Below are 22,440 nucleotides of genomic sequence, written 5' to 3'. Positions count from 1 at the left end.
ATTATTTTTTGTCTTATTTTAATACCTTCCCTGTAAAATCTATTTCGAAACTTTGACCGCATGAATATGCTTTTATAGTAGTATCGGGGTATTCAAGGTCTTTTATGTAGTAATACTCACAAGGAACGATTTCTTTTCCTTCATTGGATATAACACCCCATTTGTTGTTCTCGCACACAAAGATAAGGTCATAGAACAGGAATCTTTTTATGGTTTTATATTTACAAGGAAGCAATAGATTTCCTTTTTCATCGATAATTCCCCACTTGCCGTTTTCGCTTACTTCCGCTAATCCTTTACAAAAATCTTTAGCTTTTTTATAACGGGGCAAACTTAACACTGTTCCCTTATTATCTATATAGCCTGTAAGTCCATCGAGTACTACCGTATAAACAATTTCTTTATCTTTTAAAGGGTAAATTGCATCGTATTCTACAGGTATTATTATTTCATTTTCTACGCTTATTACTCCTCTTTTACCGTCCTTTTCTGCTATATATTGATTATTTCGGCTATACCTTAGGTGATTGTATATTATAGGCACGGTGAGCTTTCCTTCTTTATTGATAGCGCCCCATTTATTCTCTTGTTTAACTTCAGTGTAATTCATAGTGGGATAACCTCTAAAAGAAGAGTTCACGTCATCATATATCAAAGGTACTACCGTCTTATTATTCTTATCGACAAAGCCCCATTTGCCTTTGCTTTCTACCGCATATAAACTTACGGGGAAATACCATGATGAATTGGGAATCTTTATATTATCATAAACAAAGGGAATGAGAGTTTCTCCTTTGTAGTTGAGTGCGCCCCATTTACCGTTTTCTTTTGCCCATATAATTTTATCGGGATAGGTAAAATAATCCATTTCATCATATCGCAAGGGCGTAATCGATGTGTTTTTCTCATCAACTAACCCGTATTTCTCTCCGTCTTTACTGACAATAAAGATGCCCAATAAATAGCTATAGTATATTTTTTTATAACTGTGTTTCCATGGAAGAGATGCCGTCATATCGGGAGGATAATCGCTGCACATAGAAAAATCCTGATAATAAGGTTCATCATCATTTTGTAAAAATATATTAAAATATTCCGTTTCTTCTGCCGTCATTTTGCTACCCAATAAAACTATTAATACTAAAATAAGCCGTTTTAAATTATCTTTTATTTTCCAAAACGGTATCGGTGTTTTTATCCGTTTAAACTGAAGCGGATAAAATTTACGTTTCTGTCTTTCAAAAATGTTTCTTGTTTCAGTTGATTTTATCATTGCTTTCACTCCTTATAACCGAGTGTAAAATTTCAGTTTTATTTTATCATAATTTCAGCGCTTTAATTACCTTTTCCTTTGCTTTTACGGGGTCGCCCGTGATAATGCCTTCGTTGATACGTTCCTGCAAGCCGAACTTTCTTTGCAGTAAATCCTGAATAACGATAATAATACTCGATAATGTTTCTTCCGCCGCCTCTTTTACAACAGCGCGGTACAGATACGGCAGTATATCTTCTGCGGTTGCCCGTTTGGCAAACCATATCTGACGCATTGCCGTTGCTGCTTCTCCTCTCAGTTCATCGTCCGTATCGTTTTGCAAGCGTTCGTTTAAAATAGGTAAATCATCTTTATTTCCCATCCAGCCTAATACGATTATACAGCGTTCTCGGATATTTCCGTCTTTTGATTTTATGTGTTCCCTTACATAGGGCAGTATTTTGGCTGATTTGATATGACCCAATATCTGTATTATATCGGCTTTTAACACATTATCTTGTTCCTTATCTAATCTATCCAATAAAAATACCTGTATTTTCTCTTTAGGTCTATCCGAAAAATAAGCTCTCATTCGGTAATACAAATCCTTATTTTCTCGGTTTTTCAATAAATTTAAATGGAAATCCAAAATAGTTGCAGTAATTTGGGCTATTTCATCTAAGCCTCTGATGATTTCATATTCTTTTTTCAACTGTTCTATTTTGCTTATATTCACGCCTATCTTTTACTATACCCGTTAAGTCGCGGTCGGTCAAGGGGCTTTTGCCCGCACAGGGGATACCCTTGCGGTTATCCGATTCTTCGCGAAGTTTTGGCACTTCGCGGCTCATTCGCAGTTTAGCAAGCCCCGCCTTAAACAACTTATCGCCCGCACTTAGAGGATTGATAGGCGTCGGTATACTGTTCACAAGTACCGGACGCCCCCACGGTATAGGCAAAAGCATTCCGGAAGGAACTAACGGTTTACTCTCTTTTAAAATGCTTTGAAAAGCTGCTCGGATAAAAAATTTTAAGCGGTGTAATTGATTTTAAAATTACCCGCCACTTGACGGCTTACACAAAAAACGCTATACTGAATCCCATGCCGTTTTACGGTAAATATCCGAAGGGGCTTTCCCTTCGAGAAATAGAGAAGGAATGGGCTTTAAGTTTTTTTAAGAAGCCCAAAGGAGAGAAACATGGCTGTAGTAACCATGAAAAATTTGCTTGAGTCCGGTGTACATTTCGGTCATCAAGTAAAACGCTGGGATCCGCGAATGAAAAAATTTATCTTTGCGGAAAGAAACGGAATTCATATCATTGATTTACAAAAAACGATTGTTGCGATTAGAGCGGCTTATGAAGCGGTACGCAAAGTAACCGCCGAAGGTAAATCCGTGTTATTCGTAGGCACGAAAAAACAGGCTCAACAGACAATTCAAAAAGAAGCCGAAAGATGCGGAATGTACTATGTCAATAACCGCTGGCTCGGCGGAATGCTCACAAACTTTTCCACTATTAAGAAAAGTCTTGCACGTCTTAAGAAAATCGAAAAAATGGAAGTTGACGGAACTTTCGGAAGTCTTACAAAAAAAGAAATTGCGGGCTTAATACACGAAAAGGCGAAACTTGAAAAAAACTTGGGCGGTATAAAAGAAATGAAAGACCTTCCCGGAATTCTTTTTATCATCGACACAAGAAAAGAAGAAATTGCCATACGCGAAGCCAAAACGCTCGGAATTCCTGTAGTTGCCGTCGTAGATACGAACTGCAATCCGGAAGGTATCGACTATCCCATTCCCGGAAATGACGACGCAATCAGAGCTATTTCCCTTTTTACGGGAGTAATTGCAAATGCGGTAATCGAAGCCGATAACGAACACGGACTTAAAATTATTGAAGACCTGCAAGATGATGAAGAATCAGGCGATTCCGCTTTGGACCCGTATCAGGATAGAGATGAAGAAATCACCGATTACAACAATTATACTCCTTCGGAAGATGAAGAAAAAAATGCCGATGACGATGATGAGGATTCGCTTGTAAACGATGAAGATTTATATGACGATAAATAGAAGAAAATAGGAGCATATATGGAAATTAAAGCATCGGACGTAAAAGCCCTGCGCGACAAAACGGGCGCGGGAATGATGGAATGTAAAAAGGCTTTACAGCATTGTAACGGTGATGCAAAAGAAGCCGAAAAATATTTAAAAGAAAAAGGGCTTGCCGCAGTGGAAAAGAGAGCGGACAGGGTTACAAGCGAAGGCATAATCCTTATTCATAATGACGAAAAAAAAGCCTGTATGATTGAAATGACTTGCGAAACGGACTTCGTTGCTAAAAATGAGGATTTTATCGGTGTAGGTAACGATATTGCAAAAACCGCATTTGATAAAAACCTTTCGGAAATTACTCCCGACCTTAACGATAAACTTTTGGATTTGGCAACTCGGGTACGTGAAAATATGAATTTAACGAGGCTTGTTTTAGTAAAAGCCGAAGCCGATGAGTATATTTCGCGTTATGTTCACTCCGACAAAAAAACGGGCGTTATTGTGGTTTTAAAAGCCGAAAAGCCCGAAATTTTCGGAAAAAAAGAAGTACAGGATTTTGCTTACGATTGCTGCCTGCATGCTGCGGCCTTTGTTCCTCTTTACGTAAAAAAAGAAGATGTGGATTCCGCTTATATTAAAGAACAGGAAGAAATTTTCCGCGGGCAAACCGCCGATTTGGATAAACCCGAAAACGTAAAAGAAGGCATTATAAAAGGAAAAATAAATAAGCATTTATCCGACATTTGTTTCCTTGAACAGCCCTTTGTAAAAGATGACAAGGTTTCAGTTTCCAAAAAAATGGCCGAAATCGGAAAGGCTGCAGGTTCAAATTTGAGCTTATCCAAACTTGTTATGTTCAGGCTTGGTGTAAACGCTTAAAAGCTCGGCCGAAAGTTTTAAAAATGCCGGCAACTTACTTCCGTATACAACCGGCATTTTTAAAACGCTTAACTTAATTTTAATTTACATTGGAGAAATATGATGAACGAGGTTCAATCTAATTGCGAAGAAAAGATGAAAAAAGCCGTTGCGGCTTTAAAGTCGGAATTTGATATGCTCAGGACGGGGCGCGCCTCATCTGCAATTTTCGATAAGGTACGCGTAAACTGTTACGGACAGCCTACGCCGCTTAATCAGGTTGCAAACGTATCTATTCCCGAAGCAAGACTTGTGGTTATTCAGCCGTGGGATAAATCTCTTTTAACCGAAATAGAAAAGGCTGTTTTGCAGGCGGACCTTTCGGTCAATCCTACGAATGACGGGAAAATAATCCGTATTTCCATTCCGCCTTTAACGGAAGAGCGCCGAAAGGATTTGGCAAAAAAAGCAAAAAATATTGCCGAACAATCAAGAGTTTCAATCCGCAATATAAGGCGGGACGGTATAGATGCTCTTAAAAAACTTCAAAAAACGGGAGAGTTGGGCGAAGACCGGCAAAAAACGGCTGAAGATTCTTTACAAAAACTTACCGATTCTTATATTGCCGAAATAAATAAGGTTTTGGAAGTAAAAGAAAAAGAAATAATGGAAAATTAAATGCTTTCTAATCCGAAACACATAGCTATTGTTATGGACGGCAACGGCAGATGGGCAAAAAACAGGGGACTTCCAAGAACGGCAGGGCATGACGAAGGTTTAAAAACGGTAAAAAAAATCGTAAAAGCCGCTGCCGCTTTCGGAATTCCCTATATTACCCTCTATATTTTTTCCACTGAAAATTGGAAGCGTACCGAACAGGAAGTAGGTTTTTTAATGGGCCTTATAAAAAGGCACTTGAGGGCGGAATTTAATTTTTATGCGGAAAATAATTTGCGGGTTTTGCATATAGGAGATATTGAAGGTCTTCCGAAAGATATTCAAAAAGAAATTTCCGATGTAAAGGAAAAAACCTCGAATTTCAGCGGAACTTCCGTCGTTCTTGCAATAAATTACGGGGGGCAGGACGAGATTATCCGTGCAATAAAAAAGCTGTCGGTTGAAGAATTAAATAAGCTGGATACGGCTTTTTTTTCCGAAAAACTTGATACTGCGGGAATCCCGCCTGTAGACTTGTTTATACGCACAAGCGGAGAAAAAAGACTGAGTAATTTTTTATTGTGGCAAAGCGCATATTCCGAATTATTTTTTTCGGAAAAGTTATGGCCCGATTGGACAGAACAGGATTTATATGATACAATAGAGGCATATAAAAAACGGGATAGAAGATTCGGCAAGGCGTAATGACGATTTAAATGCCTGCTGTAAGATACCGTAAGCGTGCGGGTAAATACGCAAGTAAAAAATTCCGTAAAGTAAAATGTAAAAATTATAAGGAGTAAATATAAACCGAAATGAGAAAACTGATTGAAAGGCTGCTTGTCTTTTTTATAGGCGGCCCTCTTATCTTAGCTTCAATTTATTTTTTCCCGCATTATAATTTTTTTAGTATATCATATAATGTTAATTAGTGCGGCCGTTATTGCAAATTTTGAGATTTATAATATTTTATCTCAAAAAATACATTCTTATCCTCCGAAGATAATGAGTGTTTTCGGTTCGGTTTTAATTTTACTTTCTTACTTTGCAGGTTTGAAGTTTTTTTCGGGAAAATATTTATTTGACGCTTTCGGAATAATAATAGCTTTTATAATGATTTCGGAAGCCGTATTTTCTTTCGGAGGAACTTTTACAAACAGTATTTCCCGTTTGGCAAGCGGAATATTTATGCTTTTATACCCGTGGGGCCTTTCCATCTATTTATCCGTATTGACGGTCTTTCCGAATGCCAACAAAGTTTTGCTTATCTTTTATCTTATGACATTCGCAAGCGATTCCATAGCGTGGTTTTTCGGAATGATACTCGGAAAAAATAATCGAGGTTTAATAAAAGCAAGTCCTAAAAAAAGTATTGCGGGCTTTATAGGCGGATATGCGGGGCCCGTTGCGGTCGCTTTTTTGGTGCATAAAATTTTTTATAAGGAATTCGGGGGCAAATTAACCGAGCTTATTATCCTTTCGGTTTTAACCGCTTCTGCGGCAATTTTAGGCGATATGATAGAATCCATTTTAAAGCGTTCCGCCGATGTAAAAGATTCCGGCAAAATTATTCTCGGCAGGGGCGGAATTTTGGACAGTCTGGATTCCCTTCTTTTGGCTGCTCCCGTTTTTTACGTTTCCTTTAAATTTTTATTCGGCGGGCGGTAATGCAAACCGGAAAAAAAAGAGTTTTGCTTTTGGGAGCAAGCGGGTCCATAGGAAAAAGTACGCTTGACGTATTACGTACCTTCCCGGATAAATTCGAACTTACAGGCTTTTCCGTTCACTCGGATATTGAATTCGGGGAAAAAATAAAAACCGAATTCCCCAATGCTTTTTTTTATTCCACCGCAGCGGATTTAAGCGGAACGGTAAAAAAATTGATAGAAGAATCGAATGCGGATATTGCCGTAAACGGAATTGCCGGCTCACAGGGTTTAAGAGCTTCCGTAGAGGTTGTAAATGCAGGTATGGATTTGGCCTTGGCAAATAAAGAAACGATTGTTACCGCGGGAGAGTTGATTTTTGAACACGCTGCGGAAACAGGCTCAAAAATAATCCCCGTCGATTCCGAACATGCCGCCGTCTTTAATTTAATTGCGGCTCATAAAAAAGAAAACATAAGCCGTATTATTATAACCGCTTCGGGCGGTCCCTTTAGAAATACCCCTTTTGAAGAATTAAAAAATATGACGGCAAATGACGCTCTAAAGCACCCTACATGGAATATGGGCGGAAAAATAACTATAGATTCCGCTTCTCTTGCAAACAAGGCTTTGGAAGTAATTGAAGCCGTAAAACTTTTCGGAGTACCGGCCTGCAAGATTACAGTTACGGTACACCCTCAAAGCATAGTGCACTCAATGGTGCAAACCTTAAACGGCGAGGTTTATGCGCAAATGTCGCCTCCCGATATGCGCAATCCTATTTTAAATGCGCTTTCTTTTGAAAAAATGTCTATAGGGTATTTGCCGCCTTTAAATTTTGAAAAAATGCTTAAGCTGGAATTTATTCCGCCCAGACGGGAAGATTTTCCCATGCTTGATTTGGGTTTTCTTGCCGCGGAAAAACTGGCAGCTTATCCTATTGCGTTTAATGCCGCAAATGAACAAGCCGTTGAGGCGTTTTTTTGCGGAAAGATAAAATTTACCGATTTGGCTTATATAGTGCAGAGGGTTTTGGATTCCGATTGGACTTTGAAACCTTCTTCTTATACGGAAGTTTATAGCTTGGAAAGTAAGGCAAAAGAACTCGCCGAAAAATATATAACGGCGTTGGCATAAATCGTTTAAAACTTATAAACGGTATAAAAATTTAAATTTGATAAAAAAATTACGGATAGGAATTAAATTATGATAAAAATTTTAATAGGTTTGTTTATTTTAAGTGTAATGGTTTTTATACATGAACTGGGGCATTTTATTGCCGCAAAACTTTCAGGTGTTATAGTAGAAACTTTTTCGATAGGCTGGGGGCCGGTTCTTTTTAAGAAAAAATTCCGCGGTACCGAATATAGGCTTTCAGCAATTCCTATGGGGGGCTATTGCGGAATGAAAGGCGAAAACGCTTTTAGAGAAGCAATCGAAAAAAAACTTACGGCAATGCCCAAGGAAGAAGGAGGGCTTTATTCGGTACACCCTTTTAAAAGGATTATAATTGCCTTTGCAGGGCCTTTTGCAAATTATTTAAGTGCAATTTTAGCCTTATCTATAGTAAGTGCAATAGGCTCAACATATTATACAACCTCGAATCAAATTGCACCGGTTTATTATTATAACGAAAAGGACGATTCTCCTGCGCGTCTTGCAGGGCTTGAAATGGGCGATAAGATATTAAGCATAAACGGAGAAAAAACGGAAACTTTTTCCGATATAGTAAAACTGATTGTTCCGCAGGCCAAGGAAGAAGTAACTCTTGTGATAGAAAGAAACGGAGAAATTTTAGAAAAAAAGCTGATACCGAAACTCGACCCTAAAACAGGGGCGGGAGTTATAGGCTTTTATTCTTACGTACCTGCGGAATTGGCGGGCACGGTTCCTTCATCTGCGGCTGAAGCGGCCGGTCTTAAAGAAGGTGATATAATCATAAGGGCGGACGGGGAGCAAATACGCAATACGCGGGATTTAGAGGCCGTATTAAAAAAAATCTCTTGCGGAAACGGCCGAATTTACCGTTTTACGCAACGGAGAAGAAATAACGAAAACGGTAAATTTAATACGAACCGAACAGGGATTTGATTTAGGTTTAAAAATTAAAACCGTTAAGGTGGATATACCGGGAACAGGATTTTTTAAAAGCTTTATAAACGGTTTTATTTTAACGCATAAAACCATTGCGCTTACCTTTAAAAGTTTCGGTTTATTGTTTAAAGGAGTGGATTTAAAACAAGCCGTTTCAGGGCCTTTAAGAATAACCCATATTTTAGGCGATACCGCAGAGCAGGGCTTTAAAGAAAGTTTTTTAACAGGACTTTCCGATGTGCTTAACATAGTAAGTTTAATTTCCATTTCTCTTTTTATAATGAATTTACTGCCGGTTCCCGTCTTGGACGGCGGACTTATCTTATTCGCTTTAACGGAATTTGTTTTAAGAAGGCAAATTCGCCCAAAAATTTTATATTATATTCAGTTTATAGGTTTCGCTTTTATCGGTGCAGTATTTTTATTTGCCTTGTGGGGAGATTTTTGGTTTTTCTTTAAAGGATAATTTTTTTTTACTCCTTTTTTTTTGCTTACATAGGAGCTTTTATAAACCCGCTGTACGGCTGAAGAGCCTTTAAAAACGGAAGTTTTTAAGGCTCTTCAAGGAGTTAAAACTTATTTAAAAGATTTAAACCTCTTATATCTTAAATTTTTTAACTTCGCTTACCAGTTCTTCTATACTTTGCTTATTTTGTTGAGTAAGCTCATTGACTTCCTGTACCGCTTCATTTATTTGTACGGAGCCTGAAGCCATTTCATTCATACTGCCTGTGATAATGCGGGTCAGGTTATCCAGTTTTTTCATTTCCTGTGCCACTTCTTCACTGCCTTCGAGCATTTCGTCGGAACCGGATTTTACCTTTTCGGTAATAGCTTTTATATCGCTTATTGCATTAAGTACCTCACGGCTTCCTTCCGCCTGTTCTTTCATTGAAGACATAATAAAATCTTCCTGCTCTGAAATATTGTGGGTAAGTTCGTAAACTTCATCAAAGGCCTGTTCCGCTCCGTTGCCTGCGGCAATCATTTTTTTTATAATTTCTGCCGACTCTTTTAAAACGGCTCCTATTTGTTTGCCCTGCGCATTCGATTCTTCGGCAAGTTTTCTTATTTCATCGGCGACAACCGCAAAACCTTTTCCGGCATCTCCTGCATGAGCGGCTTCTATTGCGGCATTCATAGCAAGGAGGTTGGTTTGACTTGCAATATGTTGAATAACAAGACTCGCTTCCAAAAGAGAATCGGATTGTTCGGCCATTTGCATAACAACCGTATTAGCCGTTCTGGCTCCTTCTTTTCCTTTTATGGTTTTATCGTACAGATTTTTTATTAGCTCATTGTTTTTTTCCAGTGTTTGAGATATTGAGTTAATATTTGCTACCATTTCTTCTATTGAGGAAGAGGAACGTATAACGCTTGTTCCCTGCAATTCTATACTTGAAGCAAGCTGCTTTATTGTTTTAATAATTTGCTCTATAGTTGCCGCAGTTTCCGTAACACTTGCAGCCTGTGTTATAGCCTGTTCTTTTATACCTTCAATATTGGAATTTATTTGCTGTACCGCACTGGCGGTTTCGGTCATATTGCTTGAAAGGTTGCTACCTATATTGTGCATTAGATCGGTGCTGTCGCTTACCGATTTAATTGAGTTGCCGATTTTTTCTATTGTTCGGTTAAAATAATCGGATAAAAGAGTAATTTCGTCCCGTCCTATCAAAGGAAGCCTTGTGCGTAAATCTCCGTCTCCTTGCGCAATGGTTTGAAGGCCGTTAACAACCTTTCTCAGCGGAACTACTATCCTGTGAGCTATTATAAATACCAAAATAAGGGTACATATTACAAAAACCGTTCCGCTTGTTGCCATTGATTGTTGCAAAATTTGCACGGTATCCATAAATTCGTTTAACGGTGCTTTTACGATAACCTTCCAACCCGTTGTTTTCATTGTAGCATAAGAAGCGATAGTATCTTGATTATTAAAATTATAATATCCTATTGAGGAGTTTTTGTCCTGCATAGCTTTTTTTGCAAAGGCTGCAATTGAAGCAAAAGAAGAATCGGTTTTTGCAGTTTCCTGAAAATTGTCTTCTTTTAAAACCAAATTTGTGTTTTGGTGCGCAATTGTTTTACCGGTTAAACCTAAAATAAAACAATTACCCGTTTTTCCTACGGTAATGTGGCTTATATCTTCGGAAAGTTTTGTAGCAGGCGTATCGGCGGATAAAACTCCTATAATGGTATTGTCAAATCCGTAAATAGGAACGGCAAGTGTATTCATCAATTTATTATCCGTTCTCGAAATATATGATTCGGTAACAAAGGTTTTTCCGGAAAGAGCCGTTTGATACCATTCTCTATCGCTTACATGAATAATGCGTCCGTCAAATACATGGCAGTTCCCTTTTAAATCGGTTATGTTAAATTCCACTATTCTCGGGTTAAAGGCCGCTTCTCTTTTTAAAGCTGCGATTTTTTCGGCATAGGAAACATTTAAGTCCCGCAATAAGGAAGAGCGGGAAACTCCTTCTATAAAACTTATAAAGGCCGTAACTTTAGCGTCAATTATTTCGGCAGTATCCGAAGCCTTATCTTTTAAATGCGTTTCGATTTTTTCCAAAACCGCTTTTCGTGCTATAAACGCACCCAGAACACCCTGAGATGCTACTACAATAAATACAAGTCCGCCGAAAATGAGCGTTAATTTTTTTTGAATGGAAATAATTTTTTTTACTTTATTTTTCTGTGATTGTATGGGGGGGGGGGGGGGGGGGTAGTATATTTATTCTCTGCTTTCATGTCAAGTACCTCCTTAATTGTACTTTTAATTTGTAAAATTATAATACATTTTTTTTATAAATTAAAAGCCCCTTATATTGTAATTTTCTATAAAATTTTAATAAAATACGGTTTGTTATAAAGCCTATTTAACTTTATAAAATCCGCGCTTTTCTCCCCACTCAAAAGGAGCTTCTCTCCATTCGGATAAACTTTTTTTCTCCGTTCCGCTTATATAATTTTCTTTTAAAGCTTCATCAAGCATAAGATTATAATCTAAAACGGTTACGGGTATACACGCCGGTTTAAGCTCTGAAAAGGCTTTTTCCGCCTCTTCAAAACCGTAAGAAAAAATGGCGAAACAAAACGGAACTGTTCCGTTTGCAAGTCTTACCACCTCTACCGCTTTTATGGAACTTCCGCCTGTAGAAATTAAATCTTCAATAACGAGTACCGAAGTTTTGCCGTAATCGGCATTTGCTCCGAGACCTTCTATCAGATTTTTTAACCCGTGGTCTTTTCCGCTTGAGCGTACATAAGAAACGGGCTTTTTTAAAAGGTCGGCTAGGGTAACCGCATGAGGAATACCTGCCGTTGCCGTTCCGGCAAGCCAATCGGGATTAAAATCTACGGCTTTTAAAAGCTCCGTAAAGGCTTCCGCAATGCAAAGCCTCAATTCCGGCACGGATAAAAAACGGCGGTTATCGTTATAAATCGGCATGCGGTAACCCGAAGCCCAAGTAAAAGGTTCTTCCGGAGAAAGTTTAATAGCTCCCAATTTAAAGGCTTGTTGTGCAAGTTTTGCTCCGTATTTTTTTTGAACGGAATTGATTTTTTCTGTAAATAAATTCATACCCTTATACTATAAAACAATTTTTGCCGAATATCAAGAGATGATTTAATATCGGTTAATTATATATGCTTTAAACTTATGGACATAAGCCTATTTTTTTATTATAATAACGGCTTATGTTAAAGCCTGAAAATATACGGAATTTTTGTATTGTTGCACATATTGACCACGGTAAATCCACTCTTGCGGATAGACTTATCGAAAAAACCGAAATTATAGATGAACGCTATCAGCGCAATCAAATGACCGACGATATGGATATAGAAAGAGAGCGCGGTATAACAATTAAAAGCCATGCCGTGCGTATTCCATACACTGCAAAAGACGGAAAAGATTATGTTTTAAATTTTGTAGATACTCCCGGTCATGTCGATTTTTCGTATGAAGTTTCCCGTGCAATAGCTTCCTGCGAAGGAGCGATTTTAATTGTAGATGCGACTCAAGGTGTGGAATCTCAAACCCTTTCAAATATGTATTTGGCCTTGGAACATGATTTGGAAATTCTTCCTGTAATTAACAAAATAGATTTACCCGCTGCCGATATTCCCGCCGCAAAACATCAAATAGAACATGATTTGGGGCTTGATTCCGAAAGCGCAGTTTCGGTGTCCGCAAAGACAGGGGAGAATATAGATGCTCTTTTTGAGTCTATAGTACACTGCTTTCCCCCGCCAAAGGGGTTAAGCTCAAATCCTCTGCAAGCCCTTATTTTCGATTGCAATTGCGACCCGTATCGCGGCATTATAGTTCACGTAAGGGTTTTTGAAGGAATTATCAAACCCGGAATGACGGTACGCTTTATGAATACCGGAGTTGAATATAAGGTTGAAGAAACAGGCTGTTTTGTCCTTGATTTGGTTAAACAGGACTCTCTTCAAGCGGGAGAAGTAGGTTATATAATAGCGGGCATAAAAACGGTTTCCGATGTAGGTGTCGGAGATACAATTACGGATGCGGCTTTTCCATGCAAGGCGCCTCTTGCAGGTTTTAAAGAAGTAAAACCGGTTGTTTTTTCTTCGGTTTATCCTACAGATACGAACGATTATGAAGAATTAAGAGAGGCCTTTGAAAAACTTAAATTAAACGATGCAAGTTTAACTTGGGAAAAAGATTCTTCTTTGGCCCTAGGACACGGGTTTCGCTGCGGCTTTTTAGGGCTTTTGCATTTGGAAATAGTTCAAGAAAGGCTTGAAAGAGAATTCAATCAATCGGTTATCTTTACCGCGCCTTCGGTAAGATATAAGCTTACAATGCGCACGGGCGAAACGATAATTTGCGATAATCCCGCCGACTACCCCGACGAGGGGCTAATCGCTTCCGCGGAAGAACCTTATATAAAAGCGGTTGTTATTACGCCTTCTACGTATTTGGGTAACGTCATGTCACTTTGTATGGAAAAACGCGGAGTACAAACCAATATGACGTATCTTGATGAAAAGCGCGTAGAGATGACTTACGAGATGCCTCTTTCGGAAGTTCTTTTTGATTTTTACGATAGGCTGAAAAGTATCAGTCGAGGATACGCTTCTTTCGACTATGAGGTTATAGGTACCCGCCCTACCGATTTGGCAAAAATAGATATCCTTATAAACGGAAAACCCGTTGATGCTCTTGCACAGCTTGCATATAAGCCCGGAGCCTACGATAAGGCCCGCCGCGTTTGCGAGCAGCTTAAAGATGAAATTCCACGGCAACAATTTAAAATTCCTATTCAGGGAGCAATAGGAAGTCAAATAATCGCACGTGAAACCATTTCCGCTTTACGTAAGGACGTTTTGGCAAAGTGCTACGGCGGAGATATTACGCGTAAACGTAAACTTCTTGAAAAACAAAAAGAAGGTAAAAAACGTATGAAGATGATAGGAGATGTGGAACTTCCGCAGTCGGCGTTTTTAGCGGTTTTAAAAACCAAAGAAAATTAATTTCGTTATCGTATAAAGAGTTTCGATACCTAAAGTTTATAAAAAATAACTTCTCGGTGTATTGACTTTACCGCTGTCTAAGTGATAAAATTAGATATGAAAAAAATCAATGAATATGTATGGGACGACTCTTTAAGCGTAGGTTATACTTGTATAGATTTGCATCATAAAAAGTTATTACTCATTATTAAAGACTTTGCTTCTTTACTTAAATGCTCTCAAAAAGAATATAGCTTAAATATAGGAAAGGTTTTAAAAGAGCTTTCCGATTATACCAAGTATCATTTTTGTGAAGAAGAAAAAATAATTTCAAAATATAAGTGTCCGTTTTTTGAGCAGCATGCGAAAATTCATGAAGAATTTATTTCCAAAATAAACGAAAACTTGAAAATTCTTGCTTCAGGAGATATGGACGCCGGAATTGAATTTTATAATTTTTTAGGAAAATGGCTTTTGGAACATATAGCAGCAAAAGACCATAGATGGTCGGATTATGTTCATGAAAACTATCCTAACGAAAAATTTTAAATAATGTTTGTCCGCGTAAAAAAATCCGAGCTTATATCCTGTAAAGGCGGAGGACCTGCCGAAATATGTATCCCGCCTTCAAAAAGCCATTCGATTAGAGCCTTAATTTTAGCTTCATTTGCGGACGATATTTCCGAGATAGAAAATATTTTAATAAGCGGAGACGTTAAAAGCGCCGTTTCCGTTTTACAAAAACTCGGAGTAAAAATAAAAATTTATAAAACCGCTTCAAAAGAATTTCTTGCAAAGGTAACTCCTCCGGCATGCGGAATAAAAGGGTTTATTTCCGGCTTAAAAAATAAACCTGTTGAACTTTATGCCGGTAATTCGGGCTCGGTTTTTTACTTTTTGGGTGCGGCGCTTACGGCTCTTCCTTTTGAATTTATTTTTACCGGAGATGCATCTCTTTGTAACCGTCCGGCTTCTCCGCTTGCCGAAATTTATGAGGCCTTGGGAATAGATTATGCTTTTTCGACGGAAGCAAAAAAGGCTCCGGTTAAAATATGCGGTAAAGATTTAAATTTACATCAAAGTTGCCGCCTTACCGGAGATTTTTCCCAACCTGTAACCGGCCTTTTATTTTCTTCCGCATTAAGAGAAGGGCATTTAAACGTAAATTTAAAAAGGGCGGGGGAGCTGCCCTATCTTAAAATGACGCTCGAGTGGTTAAAAATCTGCGGAATAAATTTTACCGTTTCACGGGATTTTAAAAAAATTCAAATTAAAGGCGGGCAAAAAGTTAAAGCATTTAAAAAAAGAATTACTGGAGATTGGTCGGCGGCCGCTTTTCCGATTGCGGCAGCTATCGCTTCCGATTCCGAACTGAAATTAAAAAATGTCGATATACACGATGTTCAGGGAGATTCGGGAATTGTCGGTATTTTAAAAAAAATGAGGGCGGAAATGGAGTATAACGAAGAAGAAAAATCTCTTATTGTTTTTCCGCATAACGGAAATCTTTCAGGCGGTGAGTTTGATATTTCGGATATGCCCGATTTACTTCCCGCTTTGTCCGCCGTTGCCTGTTTTGCAAACGGCAAAACAGTTTTAAAAAATATAGGTATTTGCCGTTTTAAAGAATGTGACAGAGTAAGCGCCGTTTGTTCCGAGTTGGGTAAATTCGGAGCCGACATAACGGAAGGTAAAGACTTTTTAGTTATAAAAGGGCTGGGCGGAAAGAATTTACATTGCGGAAACCCTTTAAGCTTAGGCGACCATAGAATTGCAATGATGTCGGTTGCCGCCGGCTTGGGGATTGCCCCGAAAAAACCTTGCGCCGTAGGTGCGGATTTTTCGGAAATCGGCGGAACCGAATGTATAAGCGTAACTTATCCTTCTTTTATTGAAGATTTAAAAGTATGCGGTGCAAAAATAGAGGAAGTACATTAAAAAACTGAAGTTATATTTAAACCTTCCCGTTCAAGTAACGGATTGCCCCGCTTATTCCCCTTATACTTCCCATAAAATAACGGCTTTTACCGTACGTGTAGAGGCTGTAATAATACCGTTTTTTGCAGCTCCGTTTAAAAAGTTTAATACGGCTTTTTTTTCTTTATCCGTTCCGTTAAAATACTCCATATATTCATCTATTTCGTTTTCTACCGTGTGTACCTTGTTATCAAATAATATTTCAGGATAGTAATTCAGCTGCCATAAAATATTCCAAACTCCGTACACGTATTCTTTTCTGTTGTGCGGAATATGTATGTACGGTCTTCCCAATATTTTTTCTATTTGTTCCTGTATATTGTCTTTTTGGTAAACAAATCTTTCAAGCATACAATATTTTTTTGAAATATACGACATTCTTTTAAGATGTTCGGAAGAGGAAATTGCAGGGGTCATGCAGGCAAATACAAAATCGTATTCTTTTTCTTTTGTAAAAATATCAAGCCAATTACCGTGAAAAAAACGTGCTTGCGGAATGTCTTTTAGTTTTTCCTTTGCATATTCAAGCATTTCCGAAGAAATATCCAAGCCGTGAAGGTGCGGTGTATATTGTGAAAATTCTTTTAAATGTCTGCCCGTGCCGCAGCCTATATCCAATACTTTTGAATTCCCGTTAAGAAGTTTTTTTTCGCGTATTACCTTAAATACAAAATCTTGAGAAAATTCTTCGTATATTTTTTCGGTACGCTCAAAAAAAATTTTACTTCTGCCGTTCCATTCTTTTTCTGCATTTTCCGCAGGCTTTTTTTCCGCAATGCAGTTTTCAAATTCTTTTATATCCATTTTTATTCTCCTGTCAATGATTTAAATTTATTTAAAAATACTTCAAAATTATTTTTACGTATAAGAATATCTTCTTTCCATTCATATAAGGATTCTCTGCCTTTTTGTGTAATGCGGTAAATTTTTTTTGCAGCTCCGTCATCAGGCAAGTCCCATTTTATTTCCGCAAAGCCGTCTTTTTCCAAGCTGCTGAGACAGCGGTAAATTGTGGACATATCTCTGGTAAAACCGGGGAATTCTTTTAAAAGATATTTTCTCACTTCTGCGGGACTTCTTTCGCATTCCGCTAAAATGATTAAAATAAAAGCCGTTAAATGTTTAAACTGAGACCGCTCGTTTATGTTCGGGTTTGTTTTATTCATCTTTTTTCCTTCCGTATTATTTAAATTTGCGCGAAAATTTTTCTTACGCTTCCTTCTTTTATTATTTCCCCGTTATCCATGCAGTAAACATAATCCGCAACTTTTTTTACGAGGTTTATATCATGGGTAACCAAAAGCATAGCAAAGCCTATTTCATATTGCAGCCGTTTTAATAAGCGCATTATATTTACTTTTGAAGAATCGTCCAGCATAGAAGTTATTTCGTCCGCTAAAAGCAATTTCGGCTGCATAGATAAGGCTCTTGCAATGGCAATTTTTTGCCGCTGCCCTCCGGATAATTCTCCGGTTTTCCTGTTAAGAAGGTTTTCGTCTATACCGAAACCCGTTTCCTGTAAATATTTTACTACGGTTTCTTTACATTCCGAAACCCGTTTATTATACAATATTACGGAAGGTTCAGCTACGACTTCCTGCACGGAAAGGCTCGAATTCATTGAAGAAAAAGAATCCTGTTCTATAATTTGTAATGCATTCTTTTCAGAAAGCAAATTATTTTTTTCTATCTCGTTTTGTAAAAAAAATATTTTTCCCGAATCTTTTTTTAAAAGCCCCGCAACCAAGTGTAAAAGGGTTGTTTTTCCGGAGCCGGATTTTCCGAGCAATGCAACTACCTCCCCGTGTCTAACTCTTATAGAGCAGTTTTTGACGGCTTCAATTTTTTCTTTTCCCGAGTAAAAAGTTTTTATTATATTTTTAACGGTTAAAATTTTTTCTATTCCGTTTTTAAAACATGCGGCGCCTTCTTTACAATGTATGGGTAAATCGGGAGTGTATGTTAAACATTCTTCCGATTTTTGAGTGCATCTGTTATAAAAAGGACATGTATTGTTTTCTTCCGTTTCCTTAATTCCCCATAGGTCCTTCCAAGGGTTTAAATAAGTGCTTGATTGTAATAATGCGGCTGTATACGGATGTTTTGCTTCTTCCAATATGTTTTTCGTTTTACCTTTTTCAATTAAAAAACCGTTTAAAAACACCATCATATTTTCAGTAAGATTTTCAATTACTTCAAGGTCATGCGAAACCGCTAAAATCGAAGTTCCGTTTTTTTCGTGTATTGTTTTTAATAAATTTAAAATTTGTTTTTTTGAAGACGGGTCCAAGGCTGTAGTAGGTTCGTCTATCAAAAGGAGCGGAGGGTTTAAACAAATTGCCATAGCGATAAAAATTCGCTGTCTCATTCCGCCTGAAATTTCATGAGGATATTTTTCTTTTATACTTATATCCAAACCCACCGCTTGAAGAATTTTGTCAAGCTCATTTCTAAGTAAGGTTTTATCATGTATTTTTTTACACAATATTTCCGCAATTTGTGTGCCTACAGTTAAAGAAGGATTTAAATTTTCTTCTTGATTTTGAAATACCAATCCTATTTCTTTAAAACGCAGTTCTTTTATGTTTTCTTTTTTAACTTCTTTTCCTTTATAGATAATTTTTCCGCTTATGTCCGCCTTTTCATCTAAAAGCCCCATAATTGCCGAAAGGAGAGTGCTTTTACCTCCGCCCGATTCTCCTATAATGCCGCATATTTCGCCCCTTGTTAAAGAGAAATTTATATTTTGTATTCCGCTTTTTTTATATGTATCGTTACTCCGCTTTGAATAAGAGCTGTAATATGTTACACTTAAATTTTCTACCGTTAATATTTTTTCAAGCATTATTTTTATATACCGTTCCTATTTTTTGTTCTATTGTTTTTCCGATTAAGGCAACGGATAATACCGTAAATACCGTAATTATTGTGGGAAAAACCAGCCACCATTTCCAAAAATCGGTAAGATAAATATTCGGAAATGCCATTGCACGGGTTATAGTCATACCCCAGCTTTTCGATAAGGGGTCTCCAAGCCCCAAATACGCCAGCGAGGCTTCCGCTAAAATTGCTTTATTCATAATTTTAATTACACTTACAAGCATAACGGAAAAAAGAGGTTTCCAAAAATGCCATAAAAATAAATGCGGAAAATTCGCTCCGTATGCTTTTGAAAGTTTTATATAGTTTTCTTTTTTTATTTTAAGTATTTCGCTTCTCATAATTTTTGCGGGCATTACCCATGAAACCGCGGAAATTGCGAATATAATATTTCCTAAACCCTGCCCTATAAAAGCCCCTAAAACTACCATTAAAAGTAAGTCGGGAATACCGATAAAAAAATCTATAACGCTTAAAATAATCGTATCCGCAATGCCTCCTGCATATCCTGCAAGCATACCCAAAAGGCTTCCGCCTATTACTGCAAAAAAGGCGCTTCCTATCGATAAAAGAAGGCTTGTCCTTGAGCCGTAACAAATCGAAGCAAAAATATCTATTCCCAAATCGTCAGTACCGAACCAATGTTCCGGTGAAGGAGAAAGCAGAGCTTGTCCGCAGGGCACGGTTCCCGATTTTAAAAAAGAAAAATAAGGAAAAAAGGCGGAGGCTGCAACGGCAAGTAAAAAAATATATGAAAGATAATACGGGATATTTTTAAGTTTCATTTTTATTTCCTTTTATCGGTAAGAGTATACAATGCTTCTCCGGCTCCGCTCAGCAATAAAATAAATACCGTAATAATAAAAAATATACCTTGAAGCAGAGTGTAATCTCTATAAAATACCGCATCTCTTATAAGTTTTCCCACACCGGGATACTTAAAAACATTTTCTACGATTAAAGTACCGTTAAATAGGGTTTGAAGACTTAATAAAACCCGTGTTATAATCGGATTTAATGCGTTGGGTAAACAGTGTTTTGCTGCAACGGTAAAAGAGCTTAAAGATTTTGCTTTTGCCGTTTCGGTATATTTTTTTTGAATCTGTCTTAGCATTGCACTTCTTGTTACAAAATAAAAATCTGGTGTTTTTATAAGCGACAAAGTAAGCGAAGGCAATACGGCATGTTTTAAAATATCCGCAATAACTTTAACTGAAAAACTCACGGGTAAAAACGGAGTTATTCCTCCCGATGTCGGCAGAATTCTAATGTAAATCGTAAATAACATAAGAATTATATTTGCCGTTAAAAAAGAAGGAACTTCCACTAAAACCGTCATTATTCCGTATAAAATATCGTCTATTTTTTTTCCTTGATTCCATGCGCTCAAACTCCCTAAGAAAATACCCGAAACTGAACTGAACAGCAGGGAACAGAGTATAATCCCTGCCGTCCATAATAACCGCTTAAAGATAAGATTTATGATTTTATCTTTAAAATAAATACTGTAACCTAAATTTCCCGAAGCAATATTTACAAGATAATTTATATATTGCTTCCATAAAGGTTTGTCCAAGCCGTAATAAGCCTTGTATTTATTCATTTCTTCTTCACTGTAACTTGCAGTTTCCGTTCCGTCCGACGACATAAATACGAAGGGGTCCGCCTTAGTTAAACGCGGAAGAAAGAAATGAACGGTTATTAAAATAAAGAATAAAATAAAATATTTTATTCTCATGGTCTTATTACATAAGACAATTTCGGGTGTTCCAATTTTGTATGGTCATAACGGACTGTCCACTTATTGTATTTTGCCGGGCGGTAAACCGTGTTGTCGATTTCGCCGTATAGTAAAAGCATGGGGATTTCATCCGCCAATATTTCCTGCACGGAATAAATTAAAGCTTTTCTTTTTTCGGCATCTTTTTCTACGGATTGTCTATATAATAAATCGTCCAGTTTTTCGTTGGAGTAACCTGCAATATTTGGGCGTTTAACCTTGGAAGAATAAATCTCGCGCAGCATATCCGCATCGCCTCCCATTCCGCCCGATTTTATGATAGCCGTTTCGTAGTTTTTATCTCTTACCATAGTATCGCGTGCCTTGGAATCCACGCTTACAACATTAAGAATAATCCCTATATCTTTAAGCCTTATTTTAAGCAATTCAGCCATTTTAACTTCTTTAGGGGAGGCTCCCGTTAAAACGCTTATTTGAATATTTTTACCCTTCATAAGCTCCTTTGCTTTTTCAAGATTAAATTCATAAGAAGGAACATTTTTATTGTACATAGAATGGGTAGGAGGGAGGTATCCCTGATTGCCTTCCAAACCGGAGCCCCGCTCCAGTTTATCTATCAGTTCTTTTTTATCTATTGCATATGCAACGGCTTTTCGTATTTCTTTATCGCGCAGGGCGGGCACTTTATTAAAGTTAAAATAAAAACGGTAATTATGAAGTCCGAAATTTTTTACTACTTTAAATTCTTCATTATTTTCATAGTTTTTTAATAAATCGGCTGAAACATTTACAATATCTATTTCTTTATTTTCAAATGCCGAAACCCTATCGCTTACCGGTATCCATTCGATGGCGAAAACCGCAGGTTTCATACCCCAAAAATCATTAAATGCCGTAAACTTGTATGCTCCCTGTTCGCCGCTGTATTCTTCAAGCATATAAGGCCCCGAACCTACGGCGGCTCCCTCGCCTGAAAATTTTGCAGGGTCTTCAATATTTTCCCAAATATGTTTAGGTATAATACGCATACTTCCGATTTTTTCCAAAGCTGTCGGTGTATAATCGGTTGTGTGAATTATTATTTTGTTTCCGTTTACCGATACGGAATCCATTAAATATTTTCCGTTTACGATAAGTCCTCCTCGGACAGGCGGATTTTTTTCAAAATATTTTACCGAAAAGGCGATATCTTCCGCCGTTAAAGGCTTTCCGTCATGCCATTTTGCATTATCAACCAGGGTAAATGTATAAGTTTTACCGTCCTCGCTTATGTTCCAGTCTTTTGCAAGCCACGGAATAAGCCCTTTTTCGTCTTTTTCCAAAAGAGAGTCATAAATCAATTCCATTTTAAAGAATCCCGGCCCTCTGTTTTGATGCCTGAACGGATTGGGAAAGCCGAAATCTCCGCCTTCCTGTCTGAGGACAATCTCTTCCGGCTCCGTTTTCGTATCCGCCATTTTTTCCGTATTTTTTCCGCAAGAAATTAGGAAAAAAAAGATTAAAAGACAAATACTTAAAATTCTTATTTTTTTATTACTCATAAAACCTCCGTAAATATAACGCTTTAAGTTAGTTAATTATAACAGCGTACCGCATTATAGTGCATAATGCAGTATAATGTCAAGCAGGGAAAACAATAATACGGCAATAATAACAAAAAAATAAGCATATTTTAAAAGTTTATATACTTCGCATATCGAAAAAAAATATTTTTTTTCGGTATAAACTTGTTATTTTATGATTTATGTGCTATAGTGTATAAAAACAACCGCATTTAAATGTTTTTGT

General features: G+C 37.5%; 22 protein-coding genes. 11 read left to right on the top strand and 11 right to left on the bottom strand.

Annotated features, from left to right (window positions below; translation table 11 throughout):
* Positions 1 to 13: 13 nt before the first annotated feature.
* From DYQ05_RS10260 to DYQ05_RS10250, 3 genes are read right to left on the bottom strand one after another with little or no spacing between them, the layout of a single operon-like run.
* Positions 14 to 1,273 carry a WG repeat-containing protein gene (locus tag DYQ05_RS10260; protein ID WP_024465972.1) on the bottom strand — a complete coding sequence of 420 codons (1,260 nt, stop codon included), beginning with the start codon at positions 1,271 to 1,273 and terminating at the stop codon, positions 14 to 16.
* Between the two features lie 46 nt (positions 1,274 to 1,319).
* Positions 1,320 to 1,988, bottom strand: coding sequence for a HEAT repeat domain-containing protein (locus DYQ05_RS10255; protein WP_206183380.1), 669 nt, complete (start codon positions 1,986 to 1,988; stop codon positions 1,320 to 1,322).
* A complete protein-coding gene (locus DYQ05_RS10250) occupies positions 1,948 to 2,181 on the bottom strand; it encodes a hypothetical protein (protein ID WP_206183379.1) in 234 nt (77 codons plus the stop codon). The genes DYQ05_RS10255 and DYQ05_RS10250 overlap by 41 nt, the downstream gene beginning before the upstream one ends.
* 270 nt (positions 2,182 to 2,451) lie before the next feature.
* On the opposite strand from DYQ05_RS10250, the gene rpsB reads away from it, so the two are divergent.
* The 8 genes from rpsB (at position 2,452) to DYQ05_RS14690 (ending at position 9,030) form a co-directional block, all read left to right on the top strand.
* A complete protein-coding gene (gene rpsB, locus DYQ05_RS10245; RefSeq protein ID WP_020965927.1) occupies positions 2,452 to 3,327 on the top strand; it encodes a 30S ribosomal protein S2 in 876 nt (291 codons plus the stop codon).
* A gap of 18 nt (positions 3,328 to 3,345) precedes the next feature.
* Positions 3,346 to 4,188, top strand: a complete 843-nt coding sequence (gene tsf, locus DYQ05_RS10240; protein WP_020965926.1) for a translation elongation factor Ts — start codon at positions 3,346 to 3,348, stop codon at positions 4,186 to 4,188.
* A 99-nt stretch (positions 4,189 to 4,287) separates the two neighbouring features.
* Positions 4,288 to 4,845 (top strand): ribosome recycling factor, encoded by a 558-nt coding sequence (frr, locus tag DYQ05_RS10235; RefSeq protein ID WP_020965925.1) that lies wholly within the window; start codon positions 4,288 to 4,290, stop codon positions 4,843 to 4,845.
* Positions 4,846 to 5,529 (top strand): polyprenyl diphosphate synthase, encoded by a 684-nt coding sequence (gene uppS, locus DYQ05_RS10230; RefSeq protein ID WP_024468776.1) that lies wholly within the window; start codon positions 4,846 to 4,848, stop codon positions 5,527 to 5,529.
* A gap of 216 nt (positions 5,530 to 5,745) precedes the next feature.
* Positions 5,746 to 6,492, top strand: a complete 747-nt coding sequence (locus DYQ05_RS10225) for a phosphatidate cytidylyltransferase (RefSeq protein ID WP_252723350.1) — start codon at positions 5,746 to 5,748, stop codon at positions 6,490 to 6,492.
* Entirely contained in the window at positions 6,492 to 7,607 is a 1,116-nt protein-coding gene (gene dxr / locus DYQ05_RS10220; RefSeq protein ID WP_206183378.1) for a 1-deoxy-D-xylulose-5-phosphate reductoisomerase, read from the top strand. The genes DYQ05_RS10225 and dxr overlap by 1 nt, the downstream gene beginning before the upstream one ends.
* 69 nt (positions 7,608 to 7,676) lie before the next feature.
* The gene (locus DYQ05_RS10215; protein WP_252723349.1) at positions 7,677 to 8,561 is read left to right on the top strand and encodes a site-2 protease family protein; all 885 of its coding nucleotides are present in this window, start codon (positions 7,677 to 7,679) and stop codon (positions 8,559 to 8,561) included.
* Positions 8,562 to 8,589: 28 nt separating this feature from the next.
* The gene (locus DYQ05_RS14690) at positions 8,590 to 9,030 is read left to right on the top strand and encodes a site-2 protease family protein (protein WP_252723348.1); all 441 of its coding nucleotides are present in this window, start codon (positions 8,590 to 8,592) and stop codon (positions 9,028 to 9,030) included.
* A 132-nt stretch (positions 9,031 to 9,162) separates the two neighbouring features.
* Here DYQ05_RS14690 and DYQ05_RS10210 read toward each other — a convergent pair whose 3' ends face one another.
* Positions 9,163 to 11,277: a methyl-accepting chemotaxis protein gene (locus DYQ05_RS10210; RefSeq protein WP_206184137.1), complete on the bottom strand. Its 2,115-nt coding sequence runs from the start codon at positions 11,275 to 11,277 to the stop codon at positions 9,163 to 9,165.
* Positions 11,278 to 11,445: 168 nt separating this feature from the next.
* Positions 11,446 to 12,153 carry an orotate phosphoribosyltransferase gene (locus DYQ05_RS10205; RefSeq protein ID WP_206183377.1) on the bottom strand — a complete coding sequence of 236 codons (708 nt, stop codon included), beginning with the start codon at positions 12,151 to 12,153 and terminating at the stop codon, positions 11,446 to 11,448.
* A gap of 116 nt (positions 12,154 to 12,269) precedes the next feature.
* Between DYQ05_RS10205 and lepA the strand changes: the two genes are divergently transcribed.
* From lepA to aroA, 3 genes are all read left to right on the top strand, one after another.
* Positions 12,270 to 14,075, top strand: a complete 1,806-nt coding sequence (lepA, locus tag DYQ05_RS10200) for a translation elongation factor 4 (RefSeq protein WP_206183376.1) — start codon at positions 12,270 to 12,272, stop codon at positions 14,073 to 14,075.
* Between the two features lie 96 nt (positions 14,076 to 14,171).
* Positions 14,172 to 14,603 carry a bacteriohemerythrin gene (locus DYQ05_RS10195; protein WP_024465215.1) on the top strand — a complete coding sequence of 144 codons (432 nt, stop codon included), beginning with the start codon at positions 14,172 to 14,174 and terminating at the stop codon, positions 14,601 to 14,603.
* 3 nt (positions 14,604 to 14,606) lie between these two features.
* Complete coding sequence (gene aroA / locus DYQ05_RS10190) at positions 14,607 to 15,992, top strand: 3-phosphoshikimate 1-carboxyvinyltransferase (RefSeq protein ID WP_024468682.1); 1,386 nt, start codon at positions 14,607 to 14,609, stop codon at positions 15,990 to 15,992.
* A gap of 60 nt (positions 15,993 to 16,052) precedes the next feature.
* Here the strand turns inward: aroA and DYQ05_RS10185 are convergent, their stop codons facing one another.
* The 6 genes from DYQ05_RS10185 to DYQ05_RS10160 are packed head-to-tail and all read right to left on the bottom strand — an operon-like array spanning position 16,053 to position 22,193.
* The gene (locus DYQ05_RS10185; RefSeq protein ID WP_020965915.1) at positions 16,053 to 16,835 is read right to left on the bottom strand and encodes a class I SAM-dependent methyltransferase; all 783 of its coding nucleotides are present in this window, start codon (positions 16,833 to 16,835) and stop codon (positions 16,053 to 16,055) included.
* A gap of 2 nt (positions 16,836 to 16,837) precedes the next feature.
* Positions 16,838 to 17,197, bottom strand: a complete 360-nt coding sequence (locus DYQ05_RS10180; protein WP_038106521.1) for a PadR family transcriptional regulator — start codon at positions 17,195 to 17,197, stop codon at positions 16,838 to 16,840.
* A gap of 20 nt (positions 17,198 to 17,217) precedes the next feature.
* On the bottom strand, positions 17,218 to 18,876 hold the full coding sequence (locus DYQ05_RS10175) for an ABC transporter ATP-binding protein (RefSeq protein ID WP_252723347.1): 1,659 nt from the start codon (positions 18,874 to 18,876) through the stop codon (positions 17,218 to 17,220).
* Complete coding sequence (locus tag DYQ05_RS10170) at positions 18,869 to 19,696, bottom strand: ABC transporter permease (RefSeq protein WP_020965912.1); 828 nt, start codon at positions 19,694 to 19,696, stop codon at positions 18,869 to 18,871. Before DYQ05_RS10170 ends, DYQ05_RS10175 begins: the two co-directional genes overlap by 8 nt.
* A 2-nt stretch (positions 19,697 to 19,698) precedes the next feature.
* Positions 19,699 to 20,649: an ABC transporter permease gene (locus DYQ05_RS10165; protein ID WP_020965911.1), complete on the bottom strand. Its 951-nt coding sequence runs from the start codon at positions 20,647 to 20,649 to the stop codon at positions 19,699 to 19,701.
* On the bottom strand, positions 20,646 to 22,193 hold the full coding sequence (locus tag DYQ05_RS10160; RefSeq protein ID WP_206183375.1) for an ABC transporter substrate-binding protein: 1,548 nt from the start codon (positions 22,191 to 22,193) through the stop codon (positions 20,646 to 20,648). Before DYQ05_RS10160 ends, DYQ05_RS10165 begins: the two co-directional genes overlap by 4 nt.
* Between the last annotated feature and the right edge of the window lie 247 nt (positions 22,194 to 22,440).

The organism is Treponema pedis, assembly GCF_017161325.1.
Lineage (GTDB): Bacteria > Spirochaetota > Spirochaetia > Treponematales > Treponemataceae > Treponema_B > Treponema_B pedis.
Note: the sequence above shows the minus strand (reverse complement) of the source record. Positions and strands in the feature narration are given on the sequence as shown.

Excerpts from the sequence above, each read along its gene's own strand:
- DYQ05_RS10195 (WP_024465215.1), top strand. The coding sequence starts at position 14,172 with ATGAAAAAAATCAATGAATATGTATGGGACGACTCTTTAAGCGTAGGT.
- DYQ05_RS10160 (WP_206183375.1), bottom strand. The coding sequence starts at position 22,193 with ATGAGTAATAAAAAAATAAGAATTTTAAGTATTTGTCTTTTAATCTTT.
- rpsB (WP_020965927.1), top strand. The coding sequence starts at position 2,452 with ATGGCTGTAGTAACCATGAAAAATTTGCTTGAGTCCGGTGTACATTTC.
- DYQ05_RS10225 (WP_252723350.1), top strand. The coding sequence starts at position 5,746 with ATGTTAATTAGTGCGGCCGTTATTGCAAATTTTGAGATTTATAATATT.
- DYQ05_RS10215 (WP_252723349.1), top strand. The coding sequence starts at position 7,677 with ATGATAAAAATTTTAATAGGTTTGTTTATTTTAAGTGTAATGGTTTTT.
- DYQ05_RS10165 (WP_020965911.1), bottom strand. The coding sequence starts at position 20,649 with ATGAGAATAAAATATTTTATTTTATTCTTTATTTTAATAACCGTTCAT.
- DYQ05_RS10170 (WP_020965912.1), bottom strand. The coding sequence starts at position 19,696 with ATGAAACTTAAAAATATCCCGTATTATCTTTCATATATTTTTTTACTT.
- DYQ05_RS10205 (WP_206183377.1), bottom strand. The coding sequence starts at position 12,153 with ATGAATTTATTTACAGAAAAAATCAATTCCGTTCAAAAAAAATACGGA.
- tsf (WP_020965926.1), top strand. The coding sequence starts at position 3,346 with ATGGAAATTAAAGCATCGGACGTAAAAGCCCTGCGCGACAAAACGGGC.
- DYQ05_RS10175 (WP_252723347.1), bottom strand. The coding sequence starts at position 18,876 with ATGCTTGAAAAAATATTAACGGTAGAAAATTTAAGTGTAACATATTAC.
- DYQ05_RS10260 (WP_024465972.1), bottom strand. The coding sequence starts at position 1,273 with ATGATAAAATCAACTGAAACAAGAAACATTTTTGAAAGACAGAAACGT.
- DYQ05_RS10180 (WP_038106521.1), bottom strand. The coding sequence starts at position 17,197 with ATGAATAAAACAAACCCGAACATAAACGAGCGGTCTCAGTTTAAACAT.
- frr (WP_020965925.1), top strand. The coding sequence starts at position 4,288 with ATGATGAACGAGGTTCAATCTAATTGCGAAGAAAAGATGAAAAAAGCC.
- aroA (WP_024468682.1), top strand. The coding sequence starts at position 14,607 with ATGTTTGTCCGCGTAAAAAAATCCGAGCTTATATCCTGTAAAGGCGGA.
- uppS (WP_024468776.1), top strand. The coding sequence starts at position 4,846 with ATGCTTTCTAATCCGAAACACATAGCTATTGTTATGGACGGCAACGGC.
- DYQ05_RS10185 (WP_020965915.1), bottom strand. The coding sequence starts at position 16,835 with ATGGATATAAAAGAATTTGAAAACTGCATTGCGGAAAAAAAGCCTGCG.
- dxr (WP_206183378.1), top strand. The coding sequence starts at position 6,492 with ATGCAAACCGGAAAAAAAAGAGTTTTGCTTTTGGGAGCAAGCGGGTCC.
- lepA (WP_206183376.1), top strand. The coding sequence starts at position 12,270 with ATGTTAAAGCCTGAAAATATACGGAATTTTTGTATTGTTGCACATATT.